Raw genomic sequence first — 22394 nt, forward strand, 5'->3', positions numbered from 1 at the left:
TAACTATTTATTAGCAGAACACTATGTCCTACTATTGCTTTATTTCCCTATTATGAGTATATCAAAAATGTCTTGATATTGATGAAAATATATAGTATGGAACCACTTGCAAATTCAACCCCACAAAATAGCCAATTTTAGATTGCATCAGTTTTTCTATTGAAAAAAACTATGTTTGAGGTTATTTTATAGCTAAAAAGCTAAAATCTGCTAAAAATTCTGGATTATGGGTTTTACAGTAGGAAATCCAGCACATGGTCGGTGAACACCTGCGGTTGTTCCATATGGATGGAATGGGCGGCATGTTCTATCATGGAGAAAATGGCTCCCGGAATTGCCTGTGCCATGGAAGCAGATGCATGTGGAGGGAAGAGGATATCCTCTTGTCCGCTGATAACCAGTGTCTTCGCAGTAACGCCGGAAAGTTGCTCAAAATAGTCAAAGCCCGTGATCGCCTCTACTTGTTTTCTAAAAGCAACTTCACTTTGAGGATAGGGATAATCAACAGCATAGCGGAGTGCGGCATCCAGGGCATCCTTATTTTCAAAAAATTGTTCTGTAAAAAGCCAGTGGAAGATACTGCGGAACCACTGCATTTTATCCATACCTGATTCCAGGGTTGATGCCCAATCGGAAAAAAGTACATCATTACATTTTGGGTTAGAGGCTGATGTTCCTGCAAGTATCAGTTTGTCGACGGCATCTGGGTAACGGGCTGCAAGGTCTAGAGCAACGAAGCCGCCCATCGAATGACCAAGGAGATTAAAAGAGGAGAAGCCCAGATGTCTTGCAAGTGCCATGCAGTCATCAGCAATCTGCCGGATGCTTGTCTCAACGTCTTGTGGTATGGTTCTACCTGTTCCTCTGTTATCAGGAGCAATGACCAGAAAGTGCCGTGAGAGTTCCTCGATAACTGGTTGCCAACTTTGGGAGTCACTGCCCAGACCGGCAACTAACATTAACGGTTCCCCAGCTCCGTGGATTTCGTAGTAAAGTGAAACATCATTGACTTCTATATTTGGCATGATACATTAACCTTTTTTTAATATTCTACCTCGTCTCTACAGTACAAAAAACACAAGTAAAGCAACGGCAGCCAAAACTCCCATAGCTATGTCGATCTGTTTATACCTACCCTGAACCAGATTGATAAAAACAAAAACCAAAGCACCCAACAGCAGACCGTTGGTAATGGAGTACATCAGCGGCATTCCCAGCACGATAAAAAAAGTACTGTATTTTATGGCGGGATCTTGATAGTCTATATGCTGCAGTTCACTGAACATCATTACGCCAATAACGATCAGGATCGGATAGATCGCATTGGGAGGGATGGCTTTGAAAAAAGGGAGCAGAAACAGAGGTAAAATAAACAGCAGACCGACCACAACCGCACTAAGCCCGGTTCTCCCACCTTCTTCAACACCGGCAGCACTCTCAATGAAGGATGTTGTACTGGTCACTCCGGCAAGCCCGCTTAGCATTGTTGCAGCGGCATCGGCCTCAATGGTTTTTTGCAGAGGCAAGGAATCCTTTTTGTTAAAAAGATCTGCTCGCATTCCCACGCCTGTCAGGGTGCCAAGTGTATCAAATAGATCGGTGATCAAAAAGATAATAATGACCGGAAGCATAGAGAGTGTCAGTGCAGAGGGGATATCCAGTTCAAATGCTATCGGCGCCATAGATGCAGGCATAGAGAAAAACTCCTCCGGCAGCTTTTCGATACCTGCAACCCAGGCAAAGAGTGTTGTTAAAACGATTGAAAGGATAAAGGCACCTTTGTATTTTTTGAGTGTAAATAAAATTGCCAGAGCCAGACCAAACAGACCGAGCAGAACATGACTGTCTTGAAAATTACCGATGGTTACGAGTGTTGATGGACTATCAACAATGATTTTTATCTGCTCTAATCCAATAAAAGCAATAAAAGCACCGATCCCCGCACTGACTGCCCGCTTAATATCCATAGGGATGGTTTCGATCATCCAGCGTCGTAGCGGTGTCATACTGATAAGTATATATAAGACCCCCGAAACAAACACAATGCCCAGAGCACTCTGCCAGGCAATTCCCATCCCTTTGACCAGTCCGAAACTAAAATAGGCATTCAAACCCATACCGACACTCATAGCGATCGGAGTATTTGCCCAAAACCCATTGAGTATCGATGCGATGATGGTCATTACTGCCGTAGCTGTAATGAGGGCATCATAAGGCATGCCGGAAGCACTCATTATGGAAGCATTCACCGGAACGATGTAGAGCATGGCCATAAATGTTGTAAACCCTGCAGTTATTTCGGTTCTGACATCTGTCTTGTGTTCCCGAAGTTTAAAAAGGTTCATGCTTCAACTTTACAGCTGTTGATAAAATGAAATGTCCGTCCGTCAAAAAGGCCCTTATCACTTAGTTTAAGCTCGGGAATGACTAGCAGTGCCATAAAAGAGAGGGTCATAAACGGTGCGCTTAATGTTGAACCCAAGGTTTCTTTGACAATGCGGTCTATATTCTCATACTCTCTGGCGACACTGAAACCGTCTTCTGCACTCATGATTCCTGCAATTTCCAGTGGTAAGATCCACTCGTCTTCACCGCTAACTGCGCAGATGCCTCCCTGTCGTTCAATGATCAGATTGACAGCCCTGGCTATCTCTTCGTCACTGCATCCTACGGCAATGATATTGTGAGAATCATGGGCAACACTCGAAGCGATCGCACCTTGTTTTAATCCGAAACCGTTGACATAGGCAAGAGCAGGAACAGCATCCTCATAACGGTTAACGACACTGATTTTAAGGATATCATGCTCAGGGTCACCTACTGTCTTTGATGGGACAGTACGAAGGTTCACCAGTTTTTCATGGGTGATGAGCTCATGATCAATCGCCTGGATCACTTCAACCGTTTTACATGCCGGCATTGTAAAATCTTTTGGTTTTTTTGTGCCTGCATGAAAATTATTGATCTTTAAGATCGGTACCGGGCTTATTTTTGATTCTCCGTTTTGGGCAACCACTTCACCATTGATCACTGTCTTTAAAATAGTGAAATCATCCAGATTATCCACTTCAATGAAGTCGGCACTGTCTCCTTCTCTTAACATTCCGACATCAAGGTTGTAGTGAATAATGGGATTGATGCAGGCGATTTGCAAAACTTTAAAGAGATCATCCTCTTTTGCGATGGCACGCTTGACTAACTGGTTGATATGTTCGTGATAGAGATCATTCGGATGGCGGTCATCGCTGCAAAACATCAGCATCATATAATGCTCATCGATCAGTGGTGCCAACGCGTTGAAGTTCTTTGCCGCTGAACCTTCGCGTATCAATATTTTCATACCGCGCTGGATCTTTTCCAACCCCTCTTCATACGTAAACGCTTCATGATCAGTCGTGATTCCCGTATCGATATAGCGTTTAAGATCATCACCGTGAAGTCCGGGAGCATGACCGTCTACCGGTTTCCCAAGATCCTGCGCCGCTTTTATCTTTGAGAGCATATCCTCATCGCCATGGATGACACCCGGAAAATTCATCACTTCGCTGAGATATTTGATCTGTGGTTTTTGCAGCAATGTTTTGATCTCCTCAACGCCCAGTGTTGCACCACTGGTTTCAAAGGGTGTTGCCGGTACACAAGGCGATGCACCAAAGTAAAATTTGAAATTGACCTGTTCTGCATTGTTGAGCATAAATTCAACCCCTTCTATTCCAAGAATATTGGCGATCTCATGAGGATCGGAAACGGTTGCAACGGTGCCGTGCCGTACTGCCAAACGGGCAAATTCACTTGGAGGAAGCATTGAACTTTCTATATGTATGTGGGCATCGATAAACCCAGGCAGAATGTAGGTGGAACAGCGCTCATCAATCTTTGTGACAGAACTGATTTTATGATTGTTGGTCACTACTTTTACAGCGTAAATCTCACGTTGGTTAATATCAACAAAATTGGCTTTAATTTCCATAAGAGCACCTCCATAGTTATCTTAATATATTTTTACACAGATAGGATAAAGAGTATCTTAGTACTTATTATTTTTTCTACATGTCAGTAGAACGCATGAAGCGATGTATGATATAAAAAATATAGACTTATATAATTCCTTATCCTCTCCCCCATATTTAGGGCCTTGCTAGGATTAGTCAGACAAATCATTTAGGCGACGGTCTTATATTTTATGTCTGTAGCTACTGGTATTTTTAGCAAGGACACTGTGGTAAAAACCTTATAAAGTTATATATTTTATAAGGTTTATCGCTGTAGCAACGTTTAGAGACCATTAATCTGCAACCAAGTATATAAAACCTTATAAAATGTACTATATAGGAGATTTTATAACGTTAAATAAAAATAATTCTTCTGTAAATAGAAGCAAATATATTCCAAATGATCATAAAATTTTGGATTGTCTACTCATTTCCTTCATGTATAGAGTATTGTTTATTTTCCACTTTCACAAAAGGTGGCAATTTTTCAGCTTCAAAGTAGTCATACCCCTCTTTGAGATTCACCCAGAAGTCATACCATTCATTGTCTGAGAAAAGAGCCATATTCTCTTCTGTCATACGAAAGGGGTATGCATGTACCTGTACATATTTCTGACCTTTTTGCAATGCACCTTCTACTAAAGCATAGATCTCTTCTATTTTATCATCTGTCATTGCGTAACATCCATCAGAAACACAATTACCATGTACCATCAAAAATGAACCTGTACGTTCATGTGCACTGTCGTATTTGTTTGGATATCCTAAATTAAAAGAGAGATGGAACTTGCTGTTTGGATTGAGTTGGTATTTTTTTACTTTGTAAAAACCTTCCGGAGATTGTCTGTCACCCTCTTTTAATTTTGGTCCCAAGTAACCAGAATAGGCACATATAGCATAATCTTTCAAATGTTGATACTCTGTTTTAGAGCGTATCCATACCTCCAAAAGTGACTCCTCTTTAAAAATACGGATAAACAGAGGATCCCCTACTTTGGCAGAAAGCTCTACCAAGCTCTCTTCCAGTGTTCTAATTATAAATTTATTTTCTATAATATACTCCTCTATACCACTCTGTTCACCCATACGTATCAGATCATCTATGGTTATTGTAGCATTTAGATCTATTGTTTTTAGATGAAATGTATCTAAAGTGATATTCTGTTCCATACTAGGAAGAGTAAGGGTATCTGGTTTTTCTTTTTTGGGAGTGTAAAGGTAAAAAAGTATAAGGGAAAGTAAAAGAAGAAGAGTGACAAGGATATCAGCTAAAATAAGCCATGCCTTTGCCATCTTTCCACTCTGTTAAAAATTAAGTTTCTGCGATTTGTCAAATCCATATATATCAGGGAATATCAACAAGTTGCTACACTGATCCGTATACGTTGTTAAGTATGCGGTATGCACTGGCAACCTCTTGGTTATTTTCACATAGTGTGTTTTCAAAGAGTCATACTTCTTTTTTATATCTTCAGCACTTGTAGAAGTATAATGTTTTGAGATATGATCTAACATAACATTAGGCTTCTCAAGTCTTACACATCCATGGCTATACGTCCTTACTTTACGTTTAAAGAGGTGTTTTGATTGCGTATCATGCATATAAACAGAATGGTGATTTGGGAAGATGAACTTTACACGACCCAAACCATTTCGAACAGAAGGTACTTCAATAAATTTAAACGGTACAGGTCCTTTTCCTCCTACATATGCCTTCAAGTCTACTGAATCTGGCGTTAACTTTTTTGAATTAAGATCATACGATGAACGCATGACCATACGATGTTTTTTCAAATAGTTCGGATCTTTTAACAGATCGGGGATAACTTCATTTCTGGCGATACTGTCTGGTACACTCCATTGAGGGTTTAGCGTAATATATTGAAGGTCTTCACTAAACACCGGTGTTTTCATTCTTCGTTTACCCACTACAACACCCATTGCAACAGCTGTTTTTTTGTCCTCAATGATACGAACGACAAACTCAGGTATATTGATCAAAGCATAATTCTTACCAAGACCCGGCTTCATTAATTTCACTCTTTCTATGTTCAGACGGATTTTACGAAGCGTACTTTCTGAAGTATTAGAGTCTTTCTTTAAAATATTGTAACTTCTCGTAAGGCAGGAAAACTGGTCATACTCAGGAACATAAGGTTTCAATATCTGCTCTATACTCTGCCCTGCTTTAAGCTTCATCTTAATATCTGAATCACTTACTTTTTGAGGATAAGCACCATAAGTTGTTACTTTTTTTCCAACTATCATCTCTTTTTGAGAGGCATTAATAATACATCCATTGGCAAGATTTTCTGTATAGGCTACAAGTAACTTAGACATCAACTGAGAGTTTTTACTCTCTTTAACTTTCTGATACAATGCCTGCTGATTACAGATAGACATATATTTATCAGTTTTCAATATCTTTAAAAACTCATTTTTTTGTGATGATCTCCAACCTTCAGAGTCCGGTGTCCCTACACACCCACTCAACAAGACAGCAAACGCTATCGCCAGTAAAATTTTTATCCTCATATTTATCCCCATTTCCTTTATTTAATACTTTTTGAACATACATAGGCACTTGAAAATGCCCATTGAAAGTTATATCCTCCCAATCGTCCTGTTACATCCAATACTTCACCTGTAAAGTAGAGCCCCTCTGTTTTTTTACTCATCATAGTTCGAGCATCTACTTCATCGGTACAAACACCACCTTTTGTTACTTCTGCTTTAGCGTAGCCAAAAGTCCCTGCGGGGGCAAAACTATAATGATTTAACGTTTGCAATAATGAGAACTCATCTGCTGTTATTTTAGTCCCTATTTTATCATCAATCTTTAATTGTACCAAAAACGCCTTAGTAACACGTTTAGGCATAGGAAGAAGAGAGCTGAGTTGTTTTTTACTCTTTTTAAGACCCTCCCATGAAAAATTTGGTAAAAAGTCTACTTCGATCTTTCCTTTTTCCCAATAAAGTGATGCATCCAACACGGCTGGTCCACTCAAGCCTTTATGGGCAAACAGTAGAGCACCTTTACAACTCTCATCTCCTATTTTTATGACCACATCTGTAGATACGCCCGAAAGTTCTTTAAAAAAGAACTGATCTTTTTGTACCGTAAATCCAACCAACCCAGGTGCGGTTTTAACAATGCTGTGCCCAAAATGTTCTGCAATTTCATACCCGATACCACTTGCACCAAGTTTAGGAAAGCTCAAACCTCCAGATGCCACAACCACTCTGTCTGCCGTTAGAGTTCGCTTGTCTGTTTTTACATAAAAAACTTCATCTCTTTTAGAAACATCCATTACTTTTTCGTTTGTAAGTATCTTCTGCTTTTTACTCTCTTTAAGAAAAATATCCAAAAGTTCTTTGGCTGAATCTTTACAAAAATATTGCGTCTCTTTTCGAAGAACCGGCATAAGGTTCTGTCTCTCCAGCCATCTTAAAAGTGCTTTTTCATTAAAACTTTTCAATGCATGTTGTATAAATGTTTTATCAGCAAGAAAATACTGCGTTCCCATAAGCTCATTGGTGATATTACATTTCCCCCCGCCAGAGACCAATATCTTAGCTCCCACTTTGGCGTTGCTTTCTATAACATTTGCAGTGTTTTTCGGAAGTAAAGAAGCCAGCATCAATGCACTTGCTCCTCCTCCTATAATAATGATTTTATTATCCATGGCAGTATTATATCGGATTAATACACATACTACAGTTACACAAATCTATCTCTCTTTTGATTTTTTTATGACAAGAAGGAATTCTCGTTCAACCTCTTCGAGTGAGGCTGTCGTCTCTTTAATAGCTTTATCATATTCCGGTACATAATATTTTTGTAAGGCATTAACCCTGACAACGGTTTTTTTAAGCTCAGCTGCAAGCCGCCATGCTTTAAACTCGATCTCAGCCAGTGCTAAAATGTCTGATGTCGTATCAATAAACGACTTTCTTGCTACTTCTAAAAAAAGTGTCTCTCCACTGATATTCAACGGAAAGCGTACCTGCTGTAATTCGTAGGTGATTTTGGGTATCAGTATACCAATAAAACTCTTTTCATAGACGTGAAGCTTTCCATTGAAAACCGGCAGGGTAGCCTCCTTTTTGAGTTGAACCTTTCCACTCTCCATAAAAGCCTTTATCAATATCTGATAACTCTGCCGTACCGATTCATTCAGCTTCTCACGCTCCTCTTCAACTTCATCAAGCAAAGAGATGATCTCTTTGAGAAGGATATTTCGCTTCTCTTCAAGTATCTGTGCTCCACTGTGTACCAGTTCAAGATCCTTCTTCAGTTCCAGTAAAGCTGTTTTATTTTTTGCATGGATCATGTATTACCAACTCGACCAAATATCTGAATTTTTAAGGCAGTGATTTCGTTCATGATTGAAGATACTCCGAAATATCTTCAGGTTTTAGACGTGTCAATGATTCAATCGGTAATAGTTTTAGAAGTTCCCATCCTATGGCAAGTGTCTGATCAAGCGTACGCTCTTCATCATTTCCCTGTGCAACAAAACGGCTCTCAAATGCCTTTCCAAATGCCAGATAATCCCGTTCTGCTTTGCCCATCTCTCCTTCACCGATAATGGCAGCAAGCATCTGTGCTTTTTTTGCTTTGGCATAGGCAGCATATATCTCTGCAGACCATCTTCTGTGCTGGGCAGTTGCTCCATGATTCATCAAACGGGAAAGAGAAGGCAGGACATTGATCGGAGGGTAAATTCCTTTTTGCTGAAGTTCCCTCTCCAGTACGATCTGCCCTTCAGTGATGTAACCGGTCAGATCAGGGATAGGATGTGTAATATCACCATCTGGCATCGTCAGGATAGGGATCTGTGTCAGTGACCCTGCTTTCCCCTGCAGAATCCCAGCCCTCTCATAGATCGAAGCCAGGTCACTATACATATATCCCGGATATCCTTTTCTGCTTGGAATCTCTTCGCGGCGGGAAGAGACTTCTCTCAGGGCATCACAATAGTTGGTCATATCATACAAAACAGTGATTACATCATAACCTCTCTCAAAGGCAAGATACTCGGCAAAGGTCAGTGCAGAACGTACCAACAGCAATGCATTGATACTTGGCTCATCTGCCAAATTCAAAAAAACAGTAGTAGAATCAAAGTTTCCCCCGCCACTGATACTCTGCATCAGATACCTTGCATCTTCATACTTGATGCCTATCGCAGCAAATACGACCGCTCCTTTTTCATTGGAAGGACGTATCTGTCGTACCAACTGCGCAGCCAGCTCATTGGTGGCAGCTCCGGAAACAGAAAAAACAGGAAGTTTTTGACCTTTGACCAGGACATTCAATCCATCGATTGCAGAAATACCGGTCTGTATGAAATCTTTGGGATACTCCCTGTGCGCCGGATTATAGGCTGAACCTCCAATGGGTAATTTCTTCTCACAGTGAATTTCACCCCCAGCATCCGTCGGCTCACCAAATGCATTCAATACCCTGCCCAACATTGCTTCACTTACACCCAGCTCAAATGCATTTCCGGTAAAACGTACTTTAATGTTATCAAGATTCAGTCCGTAGGGCTCTCCAAGTATCTCGATCAGCATCACGCTCTCAGAAAGTGCTGCAACCTTCCCGTTCACTGTTTTTCCCTCTGAGCGGATCACAACTTTCTCTCCATACTGAACATTCTCGATGGGTTCAAAGAAGAGCAGTGAGCCTTTTAGTTTTTGCGCTCCGGTGTATTCTATGATCATGAGACTTCTCCAAATGTCAACAGCAGTGTTTCATACTGCTCTTCCATACGCTTATGCCATTTAGCAAACCACTCTAGCTGGCTATTGGGAACTCCGAGTCTGGCAAAAAGCAGTTCCTGTACGATCTCTTGCTCTTTCAAAAGTGTCACAGGCATTCCCTTTTGCTCAAAACAGTGCTCCCACCACTGATGCAAAGCCCTGAGTGCTTCAGCCATCTGTATCTGTTTTTCAGGTGAAGTATACATATCTACCTCATCAAATGCATTTTGCTGCAAAAAGAACTCTTTAACGAGATCAGCCATAAAGAGCGTGAGCTTCTGATCTTCCGGCAGTGCTTCACTTCCCAAAAGTTTTACGATACGCTGCAGCTTCTCATCACGCTGCAGCAGTTCGATCAACCAAAGCCGGAGTTCACCCCAGCCAGGAGAGATAGCTTCCCACCATGGCTTGACATTCTGGGCATAAGCACTATGGCTTAGCAGATGATTGATCGATGGGTAGAATCGGGCATTGGCCAACTCCTTATCTAACGCCCAGAAAACAGAGGTGAAACGCTGCGTATAACGTGTCACCGGTTCAGAGAAATCTCCACCCGGTGGTGAAATAGCACCAATCATCGTTAATGCTCCAGAATTTCCACCAAGTGTTGCGACCGCCCCTGCACGTTCATATACAGAGGCGATACGAGAAGCAAGATAGGAAGGGAACCCTTCTTCAGCAGGTAGTTCATTCATCCGCCCGGAAAGTTCACGCATCGCTTCAGCCCAACGTGATGTAGAATCAGCCATCAATGCAACAGTATACCCCATATCACGAAAATACTCCGCGATCGTCAATCCCATATAGATGGAAGCTTCACGTGCAGAGACTGGCATATCAGATGTATTGGCAATGAGTACAGTTCTTTCAATAAGCCGCTTGCCGGTTTTTGGGTCTTCAAGTTCCGGGAACTCCTGAAGTACTTCAGTCATTTCATTACCCCTTTCACCACAGCCTATATAAACAATAATATCAGCATCACTCCACTTGGCCAAGGTTTGCTGCAAGATCGTTTTTCCGGTACCAAATCCTCCAGGGATAGAAGCAGACCCGCCTTCACTGATCGGAAAGAGAAAATCAATGATCCTCTGCCCGGTGATCATCGGTTTTCCAGAGAGAACTCTCTCTTTGAAAGGACGTGAGATACGGACAGGCCAACGTTGAACCATTGAGAGTTTTGCACCATCATCCAATTCGATCAACGTATCATCCAGACAATATTCTCCCTCTTTGACAACAGAAGATACAGTACCCATCTTATCCGGAGGCATCATTATCCTATACTCAAATTTGCTTTCACCCATAACGATCCCCATAAGCTCACCAGCTTTAAGCTCTTCACCCTCCTTTACAGAGGGGATGAAATACCACTGCTTCTCCCTATCAAGAGGATCAAGTTTGAGTCCTTTTTGCATTTGGGTGCCCACCAGTTTAAGCGGACGCTGAATACCATCATAGATCGATCCAAGAAGCCCCGGGCCAAGTAGAGCAGAGAGCATTTCACCTGTAAAGAGTACTTTCTCACCCAGTTTCAGCCCTTCAGTCTCTTCATATACCTGGACCATTGCACTCTGGATATCTCTCTCGATCACTTCACCTATTAGTCCAGCCTCTCCTACATAAGCCACATCCTGTATACGTACACTTTCACCCTCAATACCTACTTTAACGATGGGACCGGAAATAGAGATTATACCTGCCATGTATCCTCCTTGAAATGCATGCGTGAATCGATCTCATCAGTAAGCTCTTCAATAATACGTTCAACCGAATACTCGATGTAGAGATTTCCACTTGTAAAAATAATTTGCTCTTTTTCACACATATGCAAGAGAAATCCCTCTTTTGTTACGAATGACATATATGCTTCAGGCATCGTCAATGTTCCTGTTTGATATTTTTGTGATATTTGGGAGATAAAACATTCCGCAAGAGTGGGGAATATTTGATAAAGGCGTATCTTTAATGCTGATCTCAATGCTGATTTACGCTCTTTCTTGAACTCAGACCATTTCCTGTTCACCTCTTCCTCAATACTATTGTGGCTACGCTGCTCTTGAGCATAGCGCTCCTGATCCCATTCAAAGTGTGCATGTTTCGTCCAACTGTTTATTTTATGTTCTGCTTCATTCTCTTTTGCAAGCAGGTAATCAGATGTCTCTACTTCTACTCTTCTTACTTTAGTACTGATCTGTTTTTTGACCTTTTCTGCAAAATGCTCAAAGTCGGATACCGAGGATACTGGCAAGATACTCCTTTAGACTCGATTTATGATGCGTACCATCCATAGACGGAATAAACACTACAGCAGGAACAGCCCGTTTTTCGATCACCGGACTAAAACGTTCGGAAAAAATAGAAAAATACCGATCTGCGATAGCGATCACACCGATTTCATGATCAGAAAACAACTGCTGCATCTGCTCAACAAACATACTATCATCTTCAACGATCACACCTTCAACCCCAGCAAGTGAAAAACCAAGACACTCCTCTTCGTTTCCCACAATGACCAGTTTCATCCCACTTTACCCAGGATCATAATAGCAATGATCAACCCATAGATGGCGATCCCTTCTGCCAGACCTAGAAAGATCAATGCTTTACCGGATATCTCCGGTTTTTCACCAACAGCACCCATAGCTGCTGCACCAACCAGTCCAACCGCGATACCACCTGCGATCGTAGACAGTCCTACAGCAGCGGCCGCTGCAATATAAGCGATACCTTCATCTGTTATCCCTGATTCTGCTGCCGATGCTATGAGTGGCAGGAACAATCCAACCACAATTACCCAACTTTTAATTTTCATTTTTTTCTCCTAATGTTTAACCTGAGTTCAAAGGAGTAGCATAATCACAGAAGGCTACTCCTTTGAACTCAGGTTATAAGGTCGGTATGGAGTACCTCCCCCTTTAAAAAAGCGTTTGAAAAACTCATAGTACTCCAACCGCAATGTTTGGATCGTTACAATAACACCTTCCAGTACAATAATAACCACATTTCCCACGATTATCAACATCCAATAGAAAAAAGATTCTCCATACGTTTCACTGATCATCTTTGCCATGCTGAAAACTGCCATGAAAAGAGCCCCGTGTGCAAGAGCAAAAGCTCCCACACGAAGAAAAGAGATGGTGTTGGTGATGGTATCCATGAATTCTCGAAGAAGATCGATCACAGCTTGAGTCTTTTGTCTGGTTTTTCTCAGCATCTGGATAAAAATAACCAGCAAGAGCAAAGAAAGAAACATCAGTTCATACGTGATATCCATCTGCTGAACAACGGATTTAACAAAAATACCAATAGTAAACCAATAGGCAAGAAGCCAAAGTAGACTTCCTTCACCAACAAACAGCATACTAAGCTCTTTTCGCTTGATAGCCGTCAATATATAGAGAAAAAAGCTGAGGGTAATGATAGCGATACCAATACCAATACTAAATATAATAGTCGCCTGTATGTTCTCAATGGGAGTAAAAAGCAGACATGGGAAAAGATGATGAACACCGAAAACAGAGCCATATAAAAAGCCGAAAAAGACAGAAGAGATTCCACTGAGATAATAGATCTGCCCCAGATCAGCATACTGGGTACTCTGTTTTTTGACAAGCCATCCAACAAGTGCAATAACAAGGCCATGACCGACATCACCGAACATGATCCCAAAAAGGATCAAAAAAGAGAAAGCAAACGGCATCACCGGATTGACCTCTCCATATCTCGGATAAGAAAAATTGCTGATAAGTTTTTCAAACGGTTTCAATGCCAAAGGTGTTTCAAGCAATACAGGTGCTTCACCTTCAAATGATGAAAATGTTACTGCTGCATGGTCGATGTTTTTTACAAATTCTTTTGATACACTTTCTGGTATCCATCCCTCAAGTATCAATCCATTATCACCTTCCTTAAGAGAAGATTTTGCTTTTTCAAGTGCATGAAGTGCATAGAGTTGGCTCTCAATACTCTGCAGGCGTTGACCATATCTGTCAACCATTGTCTTCTTATCCAGAGTGATCTGTTCTTCTGTTTGCTTTTGCAGATCAAATGCCTGATCCGAAAAATAATCTAAAGAAATTTCATTGACCTTTAAAGTAGAAAATGCCCTGCGAACATCTCTATCGTCCTCCTCTTCGTAGAAAACTGCTACAGCACTGGTCTGTTCAAACAAAGGTCGGTCAACCAAAAGCAGCTTTTTCTGTTTCAAGGCAAGCCTCAACAGCTCTGCTGCTTCCATTGTTACGATACCAATATGCATGTTGATCGTTTTAAGGTCTCTGGACAATCTATCCATATCGATCACCATGCCAAGTGCCACCTTTACGGTAGCTGCCCTCTCAAAACGTTCTCTTTCCTCTTTTGCTTCTTTGAGTCGCAATGACAGGTCATCCACTTTTGTACCGATCACTATCAGACTCTCTTCTGTCTGATCAAGAAGATGCTCAATATCTGAAACAGAAGACGATCCTCTCCTTTTGGGTTTGACCTCAAGCTGAGCCATATATTTCTGTACCAGTTTCAACAACATTTTGACCCGACCTGCTTCTGCTTCATTGCTCAAAAGCGTTTTTGTTTCATCAATATGAAGAGATCCTATATTTCCGATCAGCTCAAGAACGGTATTACTGTATTCAGGTTCGATCTCGATCTTTACACGAAGCATCTTTTCCGGAAAGAGCATATCAGCCTCCCACCGTCATACTAGTGATCTCTTTACTGTCAAGACCAAATGCAATACCTTCAGTGATCGCTCTGAGGTCTGAGATCTCTATCTCTATCAAGCGCAAGAGTGAAAATGGTAGAGCAAGAGAAAAGGGATATCCACTCCATACAGATAGAAGTTGTTTCCGATGATAACGGTAGAGAACTTGCCGAAACGTTTCATAGTCATCAAACCCTTCACCCAGAACTGGTTTAATAAGGACTGAAAGTTCCTGTAAGCTTTTGGCACTACAAAGTTCGGTGAGTGCCGCAATAGTGAATTTTCCAGCATAAGGAAGCATATTGGACAATGTCTCCTCTACACTTAGCTGATAGAGAAGTCGAAACTTTACAAGATTATAGAGATTTAGAAGGTCAAAATAGCTCCCCACTATCTTTTTGATCTGTCGCCGCTCAGAAGAAGGAAGTTTACGCATACTTTTTTCAAGCGATACTATATAGTCTATATCGATCTGACGAAAAACCTCTCCCGCACCTGCTATAGATATATTGGCTGTTTTTTCGTCCAAAAGTGCATATTTTGTATTAAAAAAGAGTTTAAATATCTCCAAATACCGTTTATTAAGTTCACCGGTCAACCTATTACGCTGATATTCAAATGCTGCTAAGAGCCCTCTATGCACTCCTTCGGTTGAAATGTCCGTGATAAAAGGGGCATAAGGTGTCATTGACAATGCACTGACAAACTCTCCGATACTTCTAGCTGCTGCAAGTTCCTTTAGTCTATCAGAGTCGATAAACTGCGAACGAAGCACATGACATCTGGCACTGAGATAACCATATTCTGCAGCTTTTCCTAGCGGCATATCCGATCCCTTGCTACTGTAACCAAATGCTCAACCAACATGTCGATCTCGATACCTTTATCAAAAGCTTCCATCTTTTGCTGTAAATTATCGATGGCACTCTTTCTATCCTCTTTAACACTTTTTGCAAGCTGTTTTGCTTCACTTCTTTTCTGCTTCTCAAAAAGATGCTGTGCTTCTGCCATGCACTGTTCTGCACGTAGGTCAGCTTCTCTTTTTGCTTCCATACTTACGGCATTGGCATTATTTAATTCCAATGCCGTTTCTAAATCCAAAGAGAGTATTTTTTGTGTCAAATCTATCATGAAAGAAACCTTTTGTATATCATATCAAATTTCCTCTTGTGTTTTTGTACAAGAAAGAAGCCATCATCAATACACTTGTACCTCCTCCTGCACCTACTACACATACAATACACGTTATAGTGACTATAATCCATTATTATCAGACAAACACATACAAAAGGTTATATTGTGAAAAAAATAATGGCTATTGTACTTCTTGTGTCAAGTACATCTACCCTCATAATTGCTGCAGAAAACTATGACACAAAGGCTTTTCGCACATTTACAAAACTCTGTACATCTTGTCACGGAACTCCATTTTATGCATCTAAACAGATAGATGATGATGACTGGAAATTCTATTTTGAGAAAGATGAAAAACTTTTATCTATTCATAAAAATGAACCAAAAGCGATCAAAAACTTAAAGAGTCCTAAATTTAAAAAACGTAAAAAACGTCTATTGAAATTTCTTGTAAATAACTCAAAATATTCAGGTAAAGTCCATGGATGTGACGCAAATTTCTGCGGAACCCACCATTAAGATACTCTCCATCTTCTTTATATAAATTCAATATTACTATGATATAATAGTAAAAAATATGGATGAGGGTATTATGTTTAAAAAAATATTTATTCTAATAACTATTTTATCATTTACCTATGGAAACATATTTGTCATTACCGATAAAAAAGGTAATATTGTACACAGTAAAACTATTCAACATACTCAAAACGCTTTTATTAACCAAAAAACGACCGAATACTCATTTCAAGCCATTTATGATGAACTGCACAAAGCAGAAAATCTTGCGCGCAGAGCGGCAGCCGCAAGACAAAGAGCCACACGTATAGCCAAGGCAATGCAAGTAGCAAAAAAAGCGGGAGAAACCTATCATATTTCCAATGCAGACAGGAAAAAACTTCTTGAAGATGCCAAATATTTCAAAGGCGGAAAATATGTCTGGGGAGGTACTACACCACAAGGATTCGACTGTTCAGGATACGTGCAATACCTTTACAAAAAACATAAAGTCAACCTCCCAAGAACTGCCTACGCACAGTCAAAAAAAGGTGAATCTGTTGACATAAATAATCTCCAAAAAGGAGACCTCCTTTTCTTCCTTACAGACAAAAAACGCGGTATTCCGGTAACGCATGTTGGTATCTATTTAGGTGATGGCCAATTCATTCATGCCGCTTCCAAAAAGAAAGGTATCATCATCTCCCCTGTTCATAACGGTTACTATAGCAACAAGTTTGTCTCTGCAAAAAGAGTTATAAACAAGGTCTAGTTAGAAGCGATATCGTAATACCAACCCTACATTTTGCACTTTAACATTATCATTATGAATAGGTATCTCTGTTGCTTCTTGATAGACATACTTTAGATTGAGATCCACATCACCAAAATGTTTTCCAAATCCAATCATATAGGTCTCATTGAACTCCATCGCATGATGCTGTACTTTAAACCCGTCATACATCACAGCAAAAATTCTTTTCCCAAAATATGCCCCTACTGCCATATGATAATCATGATAATGTGCATGAAGCTTCACTCCTGGAGTAAAATAATCCTCTTTGGCATTTGTACTGTAAGGATTGTTCTCTCTGTCTTGTAAATGGATATATTTCCCCAGTACTGTAGCAGATGCATGTATCTCTCCAAATGCTTTTTTAAACTTGTATTTCATATCTGTCTGATACACATTAAAATTTATATAGTCACTCATATATTGTGTCAAACTAAATGCAGCATACTTATAACCTAAACCATAGATATGTCCACCATCTGTCTCTTGAACCAGATTGTCATCTATCGTTGCATAACTTACAGAGAAGGCTTGTTTATCACCCAACATGTGCGTATATTTGAGATAATACTTATTGACATCTAAATCTTCTGGCATTGGTGGTTGAAAAGTATCTGTATTGGTTTTCTCATATGCTATTTGATATAGAGCATCATCTGCTTGATGGCTCAATAAAATACCATATACTTTTCCTTTATATTTCGTCATTGAGTTATCGAAATTTAGGTTCTCATAGCTAAGTTTTACTGTAGTATTCTCTGCATAACTTAAGGTAAAAAGCAGTGATACTACAAATAAAATTTTCATTTTTTTCATGTAGTTGTCCTTCATTTATTCTATTGATATATTTTTATTATTGAGAATTAATATGAAGGAGGAGCTGTACTGTAAAAACCTTTGCAAATATGTGTTACAGGAGAGGTATGATGAAGTTTTATCTCATCATGAGCGTATTCAAGTGAATGTATATCTATAACTGAATTTGGAATATCAGCACTGTGGAAGTTGTTGACCACAACACAGACTTCACATCCATCTTCATGATCCAAGTCATCATGGTGTATATGTGTAGCGGTAAGATACGATGTGCCTAAAAAAAGAAGTAGTAGCGTTTTAAGTAAAAAATGTTTGATGGTACTACTCCTTTATTTATTTTGCGAAGGATATCATCATTACTCTTTTTTATGACTGATACGTAAAGTTATCTTTGTTTAGCCTGCTGTACTTTGTCTCCTGCACTCCAAATACGATATCGAACTTCATACCCTTTAGGCACATAAGCTACTATAGGGGAACGACTGTTATATCTACGTAAAGTTTCGTCTCCCATATATAAGCTGATAAACTTTTCTGTTTTAGGTTCACTGCATGCCATCATTGTACTTGGACCATTGTGAATATCTGAAACTTCCAGGTATTTGTATCCCCAGCCTTTAAGTGTTATATTCTCAATTTTACCTCTTAATGAGTGCTGATTACAATCAACCAACATTTTTTTCCCAATAAGTAATTCTACTCTGTGATCATAATCATTGTCTGTCTTTGGCACTTCAATGACATGACGCACAAAACCTTCCTGTGCTTGAGGGAACATATGAATATTATCTTTTTTTGCAGGCTCTGCGTAAAGTAATGAACCAGCTAGTGTAACTACTATTGCTAATGTTATTTTTTTAATCATCAGAAATCCTTTTTAAATTTATAAATTATAGCTAAGTCAGAATCAAAAACTGAATTACCTTTGGTTAATTATGATAATATCATAATAGTATCATTAGAAAGGAAAGTATAAAGTGAATATTAAACCTGATTGTTTAGCTTGTTTGTTTAACCAATCCCTAAAAGTCACCAAGCTCTTGGAACTGGATGATGACACAAGTAAAAAAGTCTTCGATAGTACTGCACAGATCCTGATCGATCATGATATGAACTATACACCTCCACAGATCGCTAAAGAGATATACCAGGCTATCTCAGATATCACAGGAGAAGAAGACCCCGTTGCTCTTTCAAAAGAGTATTCAACACAGGAAGCATTAAAAGTTGACACCTCTTTTATTAAAACCATTCCTGATGCACTCAAACTGGCTGTCATTGGTAATGTGATCGATTTTGGTGCACAAAATCAGTTTGATCTGAATGAGATGATCCAAAACCATTTTCATCAAGCCTTTGGCATTGATGATTATCCTACATTTGAAAATGAACTCAAAGTTGCAAAAGAGATGGTTATCATCGGTGATAATGTTGGTGAACATATCTTTGACAAAGTGCTGATAGAAATGATCAAAAAGAGCTACAATGTAGAGGTGTATTATTTTGTAAGAGGAAAACCGATTATCAATGATGTCACAGTGAAGGAAGCTCAGATACTCAAGAACTGTGCACATATCATTGATACAGGTGTTGCAACTCCCGGATATGATCTTGAAGAGATCAATGCAGAGTCAAAAGCCATTTTCGATCGTGCAGACATTGTACTGGCCAAAGGGATGGGCAACTTTGAAGGTCTCTACCAGGCAGCCAAACGTCCTGTCTATTTTCTCTTTGTCGTAAAGTGCAGTGTTGTGGCTCAAGCCATAGGAAAAGAGATTAAAGAGTTGATATTTAAAAGAGGATAACACCCTATGAAAACTATTGACATTAGTAATATTGCCAACGAGAACCATAACTATGCTGTCCATCTTGCTACACATCAGAATGTACTTACCTATAAAAACGGTATTTTTATGTTAGATAAGCTTCCTGAACAGGACCCTTTTCAAGCCGTGGATTTCTGGCGTGACATCTCACTGGCATCAGAAATTTTACTCAAATCATGTCTACTCAAACATCATATAGCTTTTTTTAAGAAAAGAGCCCATGGAGAGTATGGAAGCAAAGTCACTGCATCAAGTAATATATGGCTTCAAGCAACACTCAAAACTTTGCAGATAGACTACATAGCCCAGATCAATACCGGTACCATCAGTACTGCGATCAAATCTGCTGAAGAGTCACTGTTCGGACATATCTCTTTTGACACTCAAAAATCAAAACTGATCTCAGAGATGATCTATATCATTATCCGTACACGACGTAACCGAAACAATCATTTTTTCTTTTCAAATCAGGGAAGTATTGAAATGTCGGAAGTGGAGATGCTTTTTCTTCCGCTATTGAATATGCTTGAAGATCTCTATAACACGTAAAGAATAACAAGTAACTCTTATAATCTCTGTAGCTTCTTCAACCCTTCTTTTACCAATGTGCTCGTATCACCAGAACATCCGGAGAGTGCCTTTTGGATAGCATCTTTTTTAAAGCCTAAACTCTCAAGAGCCATCACTGCTTCACCCAGTGCACCAGAGTTACCACTCTCTTCATTACCATCTACAATAAAATCAGCCAACTCAACTAAAATGCGGCTTGCAGCTTTTGGACCTATGCCCGGTACTCTCTTGAGCATACTCACGTCTTTGGAAGCGACTACTTTGGCAAAAGTACTTGGAGTGAATGTAGAGCAGATAGCAAGCCCCACTTTGGGACCAACACCGTTTATTTTTAAAACGGTATCAAACATCTTTTTTTCATTGGTATCCATAAATCCGAACAGAAGATTAGCATCTTCACGTATGACTTGTGTCACAAAAAGCTTTACTCTCTTCTCTTGTATTACATTTGAAGTGTTGATAGAGACTTGTACTTCATAAATCAATCCATTTACATTTAAATGTACAAAAGTCGGATCTCTTCTTTCTACTGTACCTTCTATACCTACTATCATGACATACCTTTATTAATTAATTATCAAAGTATATCAACACTTTCCCCGAATAAGTAAAAACATGTCAAATTGACATATTTTTACTTATGTCATTCAAATTATAGGTATTTAAAATTATATGAATTTACTGTTATATTTGACAAGAAATAGTTAGAATCCATGAAATATATCTATCATATTTTCAATTTATCTGATAGATATCAAAGCTTAATTCTTTATCTCTTTTTTTCTTTTCAAGGAACAGAAAAATTCCATTTCATGCCCGGTGATCACTCGGATCAGATTGGTGGAACCTGGCGTACCGACAGGATCTCCGGCTGTGAGGATATAACTGTTATCCAAATGCATTACACCTCTTTGCAAGCCCTGGTCCATCACTTCACCCATCATCATGCGCAGTCCGCCCCTAGCTACCGAAAATGCCGGAACAACACCCCAGACGATCGTCAGTGACTGTGCCGCTTTACTATCATGGGTCACAGCATAGATCGGTCTACTCGGACGGAAACGGGCTAACTTCTTGGCTGACTGACCTGATGCGGTCATGGCTATAATACCTGACGTATCCAGGCTCTCTGACAGGCGAACGGCTGACTCATCGATCTTATCTCCGGCATCACGCAGATCGAAATGGGAAAACTTATGAAACGGATAATGCTCTTCTGCTGCCTGGATCGTTTTAACCATTGTTTCAACTGCCAAAACAGGGTTATGCCCTACTGCACTCTCTTCAGAGAGCATCACGGCATCCGTACCATCCAAAACGGCATTGGCAACATCAGAGATCTCTGCACGCGTTGCCGTCTCCTTGGTTGTCATAGAGAGAAGCATCTGTGTTGCGGTGATAACCGGTTTACTCATATTATTGGCTTTACGGATCAGCATCTTTTGTGTGTATGGCACATCAAAATAAGGAATTTCGATACCAAGATCACCTCTTGCTACCATGATCCCATCACTAACTTCAAGTATCGCATCGATATTTTCAACTGCATCAAACTTTTCTATCTTGGCAAAGAGCTGTACAGAACCTCCATTGGACGAGATAATCTCACGTGCAGCGATCATATCATCTGCATCTTGAACAAATGAGATCGCCATGAAATCAACACCATTCTCAATACCCCAGAGCATATCTTTTCTATCTTTGTCCGTCAATACATCTATTCCCAGACTGGTATTGGGAAAATTGACTCCTTTTCTTGATGAGAGCATACCATCATTCTCTATCTCCACTGTCACAGGCTCAGGAGCCGTATTGGTGACGATCGCACGAATGATACCGTCATACAAGTAAATATATTCACCGATCGAGAGCTGATCAAGGATATCCGGTTCATTGATAGAGAGCCTGTAATGCCCTTTACCGACCTTGTGTCCTACGATCTCACTTTTAACAAACTCAATGGTATCACCGGTTTCAAGGATAAAATCCTCTTCCAACATTCCTACCCTGATCTTCGGTCCACTGATATCCTGCAGTATTCCGCTCACCAGACCTGTGCTCTTTATCGCCTCACGTATCCGTGAGATCACTTTCAAATGATATTCATGGGTCCCGTGACTGAAGTTCAGACGAAAGACATTGACCCCTGCTCGCATCAGTGCCGTGATCTGATCAAGTGAATCAGAAGCCGGTCCTATAGTAGCTACTATTTTTGTACGTTTTTTCATCTATTACCTTAAGCATTAATCATAGGAAATGGAACGTGCTGTTTTTACATATCTTTTAACACTATT

The 22394-nt window shown here is 40.0% G+C and carries 24 protein-coding genes; 4 read left to right on the forward strand and 20 right to left on the reverse strand.

The annotated features are described in order from the left end of the window. Nucleotides 1-233: 233 nt before the first annotated feature. From ACLHDG_RS10350 to ACLHDG_RS10420, 15 genes are all read right to left on the reverse strand, one after another. Nucleotides 234-1025 carry an alpha/beta fold hydrolase gene (locus ACLHDG_RS10350; protein ID WP_415406156.1) on the reverse strand — a complete coding sequence of 264 codons (792 nt, stop codon included), beginning with the start codon at nt 1023-1025 and terminating at the stop codon, nt 234-236. 36 nt (nt 1026-1061) lie between these two features. After that, complete coding sequence (locus ACLHDG_RS10355; RefSeq protein WP_415406157.1) at nt 1062-2345, reverse strand: NCS2 family permease; 1284 nt, start codon at nt 2343-2345, stop codon at nt 1062-1064. After that, nucleotides 2342-3970, reverse strand: coding sequence for an adenine deaminase (gene ade / locus ACLHDG_RS10360; RefSeq protein ID WP_415406158.1), 1629 nt, complete (start codon nt 3968-3970; stop codon nt 2342-2344). Before ade ends, ACLHDG_RS10355 begins: the two co-directional genes overlap by 4 nt. 445 nt (nt 3971-4415) lie before the next feature. Beyond that, nucleotides 4416-5285, reverse strand: coding sequence for a L,D-transpeptidase family protein (locus tag ACLHDG_RS10365; RefSeq protein ID WP_415406159.1), 870 nt, complete (start codon nt 5283-5285; stop codon nt 4416-4418). 12 nt (nt 5286-5297) lie between these two features. Beyond that, nucleotides 5298-6527, reverse strand: a complete 1230-nt coding sequence (locus ACLHDG_RS10370) for a L,D-transpeptidase family protein (protein ID WP_415406160.1) — start codon at nt 6525-6527, stop codon at nt 5298-5300. Nucleotides 6528-6544: 17 nt separating this feature from the next. Further along, on the reverse strand, nt 6545-7678 hold the full coding sequence (locus tag ACLHDG_RS10375) for an NAD(P)/FAD-dependent oxidoreductase (RefSeq protein WP_415406161.1): 1134 nt from the start codon (nt 7676-7678) through the stop codon (nt 6545-6547). A gap of 45 nt (nt 7679-7723) precedes the next feature. Next, nucleotides 7724-8326 (reverse strand): V-type ATP synthase subunit D, encoded by a 603-nt coding sequence (locus ACLHDG_RS10380; protein ID WP_415406162.1) that lies wholly within the window; start codon nt 8324-8326, stop codon nt 7724-7726. 49 nt (nt 8327-8375) lie between these two features. Continuing rightward, a complete protein-coding gene (locus ACLHDG_RS10385) occupies nt 8376-9722 on the reverse strand; it encodes a V-type ATP synthase subunit B (RefSeq protein WP_415406163.1) in 1347 nt (448 codons plus the stop codon). After that, a complete protein-coding gene (locus ACLHDG_RS10390) occupies nt 9719-11464 on the reverse strand; it encodes a V-type ATP synthase subunit A (protein ID WP_415406164.1) in 1746 nt (581 codons plus the stop codon). Before ACLHDG_RS10390 ends, ACLHDG_RS10385 begins: the two co-directional genes overlap by 4 nt. Then, nucleotides 11452-12009, reverse strand: coding sequence for a hypothetical protein (locus ACLHDG_RS10395; RefSeq protein WP_415406165.1), 558 nt, complete (start codon nt 12007-12009; stop codon nt 11452-11454). The genes ACLHDG_RS10390 and ACLHDG_RS10395 overlap by 13 nt, the downstream gene beginning before the upstream one ends. Beyond that, nucleotides 11981-12283, reverse strand: coding sequence for a V-type ATP synthase subunit F (locus ACLHDG_RS10400; RefSeq protein WP_415406166.1), 303 nt, complete (start codon nt 12281-12283; stop codon nt 11981-11983). The genes ACLHDG_RS10395 and ACLHDG_RS10400 overlap by 29 nt, the downstream gene beginning before the upstream one ends. Further along, nucleotides 12280-12573 (reverse strand): ATP synthase subunit C, encoded by a 294-nt coding sequence (locus ACLHDG_RS10405; protein ID WP_415406167.1) that lies wholly within the window; start codon nt 12571-12573, stop codon nt 12280-12282. The genes ACLHDG_RS10400 and ACLHDG_RS10405 overlap by 4 nt, the downstream gene beginning before the upstream one ends. Nucleotides 12574-12627: 54 nt before the next feature. Then, entirely contained in the window at nt 12628-14442 is a 1815-nt protein-coding gene (locus tag ACLHDG_RS10410; RefSeq protein ID WP_415406168.1) for a V-type ATP synthase subunit I, read from the reverse strand. 1 nt (nt 14443) lies between these two features. Beyond that, a complete protein-coding gene (locus ACLHDG_RS10415) occupies nt 14444-15289 on the reverse strand; it encodes a V-type ATPase subunit (RefSeq protein ID WP_415406169.1) in 846 nt (281 codons plus the stop codon). After that, entirely contained in the window at nt 15280-15594 is a 315-nt protein-coding gene (locus ACLHDG_RS10420; protein ID WP_415406170.1) for a hypothetical protein, read from the reverse strand. The genes ACLHDG_RS10415 and ACLHDG_RS10420 overlap by 10 nt, the downstream gene beginning before the upstream one ends. Before the next feature lie 168 nt (nt 15595-15762). Between ACLHDG_RS10420 and ACLHDG_RS10425 the strand changes: the two genes are divergently transcribed. Continuing rightward, nucleotides 15763-16116 (forward strand): hypothetical protein, encoded by a 354-nt coding sequence (locus ACLHDG_RS10425; RefSeq protein ID WP_415406171.1) that lies wholly within the window; start codon nt 15763-15765, stop codon nt 16114-16116. 73 nt (nt 16117-16189) lie between these two features. Then, nucleotides 16190-16867 (forward strand): C40 family peptidase, encoded by a 678-nt coding sequence (locus ACLHDG_RS10430; protein ID WP_415406172.1) that lies wholly within the window; start codon nt 16190-16192, stop codon nt 16865-16867. Here ACLHDG_RS10430 and ACLHDG_RS10435 read toward each other — a convergent pair whose 3' ends face one another. The 3 genes from ACLHDG_RS10435 to eco form a co-directional block, all read right to left on the reverse strand. Next, nucleotides 16868-17704 (reverse strand): hypothetical protein, encoded by an 837-nt coding sequence (locus tag ACLHDG_RS10435; protein ID WP_415406173.1) that lies wholly within the window; start codon nt 17702-17704, stop codon nt 16868-16870. A gap of 47 nt (nt 17705-17751) precedes the next feature. Then, the gene (locus tag ACLHDG_RS10440) at nt 17752-17937 is read right to left on the reverse strand and encodes a hypothetical protein (RefSeq protein WP_415406174.1); all 186 of its coding nucleotides are present in this window, start codon (nt 17935-17937) and stop codon (nt 17752-17754) included. Between the two features lie 152 nt (nt 17938-18089). Further along, nucleotides 18090-18569 carry a serine protease inhibitor ecotin gene (gene eco, locus ACLHDG_RS10445; RefSeq protein ID WP_415406175.1) on the reverse strand — a complete coding sequence of 160 codons (480 nt, stop codon included), beginning with the start codon at nt 18567-18569 and terminating at the stop codon, nt 18090-18092. A gap of 112 nt (nt 18570-18681) precedes the next feature. Between eco and ACLHDG_RS10450 the strand changes: the two genes are divergently transcribed. Together ACLHDG_RS10450 and ACLHDG_RS10455 are read left to right on the forward strand one after the other, a co-directional pair. Beyond that, nucleotides 18682-19509, forward strand: a complete 828-nt coding sequence (locus ACLHDG_RS10450) for a damage-control phosphatase ARMT1 family protein (RefSeq protein ID WP_415406176.1) — start codon at nt 18682-18684, stop codon at nt 19507-19509. 6 nt (nt 19510-19515) lie between these two features. Beyond that, a complete protein-coding gene (locus tag ACLHDG_RS10455) occupies nt 19516-20079 on the forward strand; it encodes a hypothetical protein (RefSeq protein WP_415406177.1) in 564 nt (187 codons plus the stop codon). Between the two features lie 17 nt (nt 20080-20096). Here ACLHDG_RS10455 and ruvA read toward each other — a convergent pair whose 3' ends face one another. Both ruvA and pyk read right to left on the reverse strand, forming a co-directional pair. After that, nucleotides 20097-20654 carry a Holliday junction branch migration protein RuvA gene (ruvA, locus tag ACLHDG_RS10460; RefSeq protein ID WP_415406178.1) on the reverse strand — a complete coding sequence of 186 codons (558 nt, stop codon included), beginning with the start codon at nt 20652-20654 and terminating at the stop codon, nt 20097-20099. A gap of 207 nt (nt 20655-20861) precedes the next feature. Beyond that, nucleotides 20862-22328 (reverse strand): pyruvate kinase, encoded by a 1467-nt coding sequence (gene pyk / locus ACLHDG_RS10465; protein WP_415406179.1) that lies wholly within the window; start codon nt 22326-22328, stop codon nt 20862-20864. Nucleotides 22329-22394 lie beyond the last annotated feature (66 nt).

The sequence above is a fragment of the Sulfurovum iocasae genome (assembly GCF_047716765.1).
Classification (GTDB): domain Bacteria; phylum Campylobacterota; class Campylobacteria; order Campylobacterales; family Sulfurovaceae; genus Sulfurovum.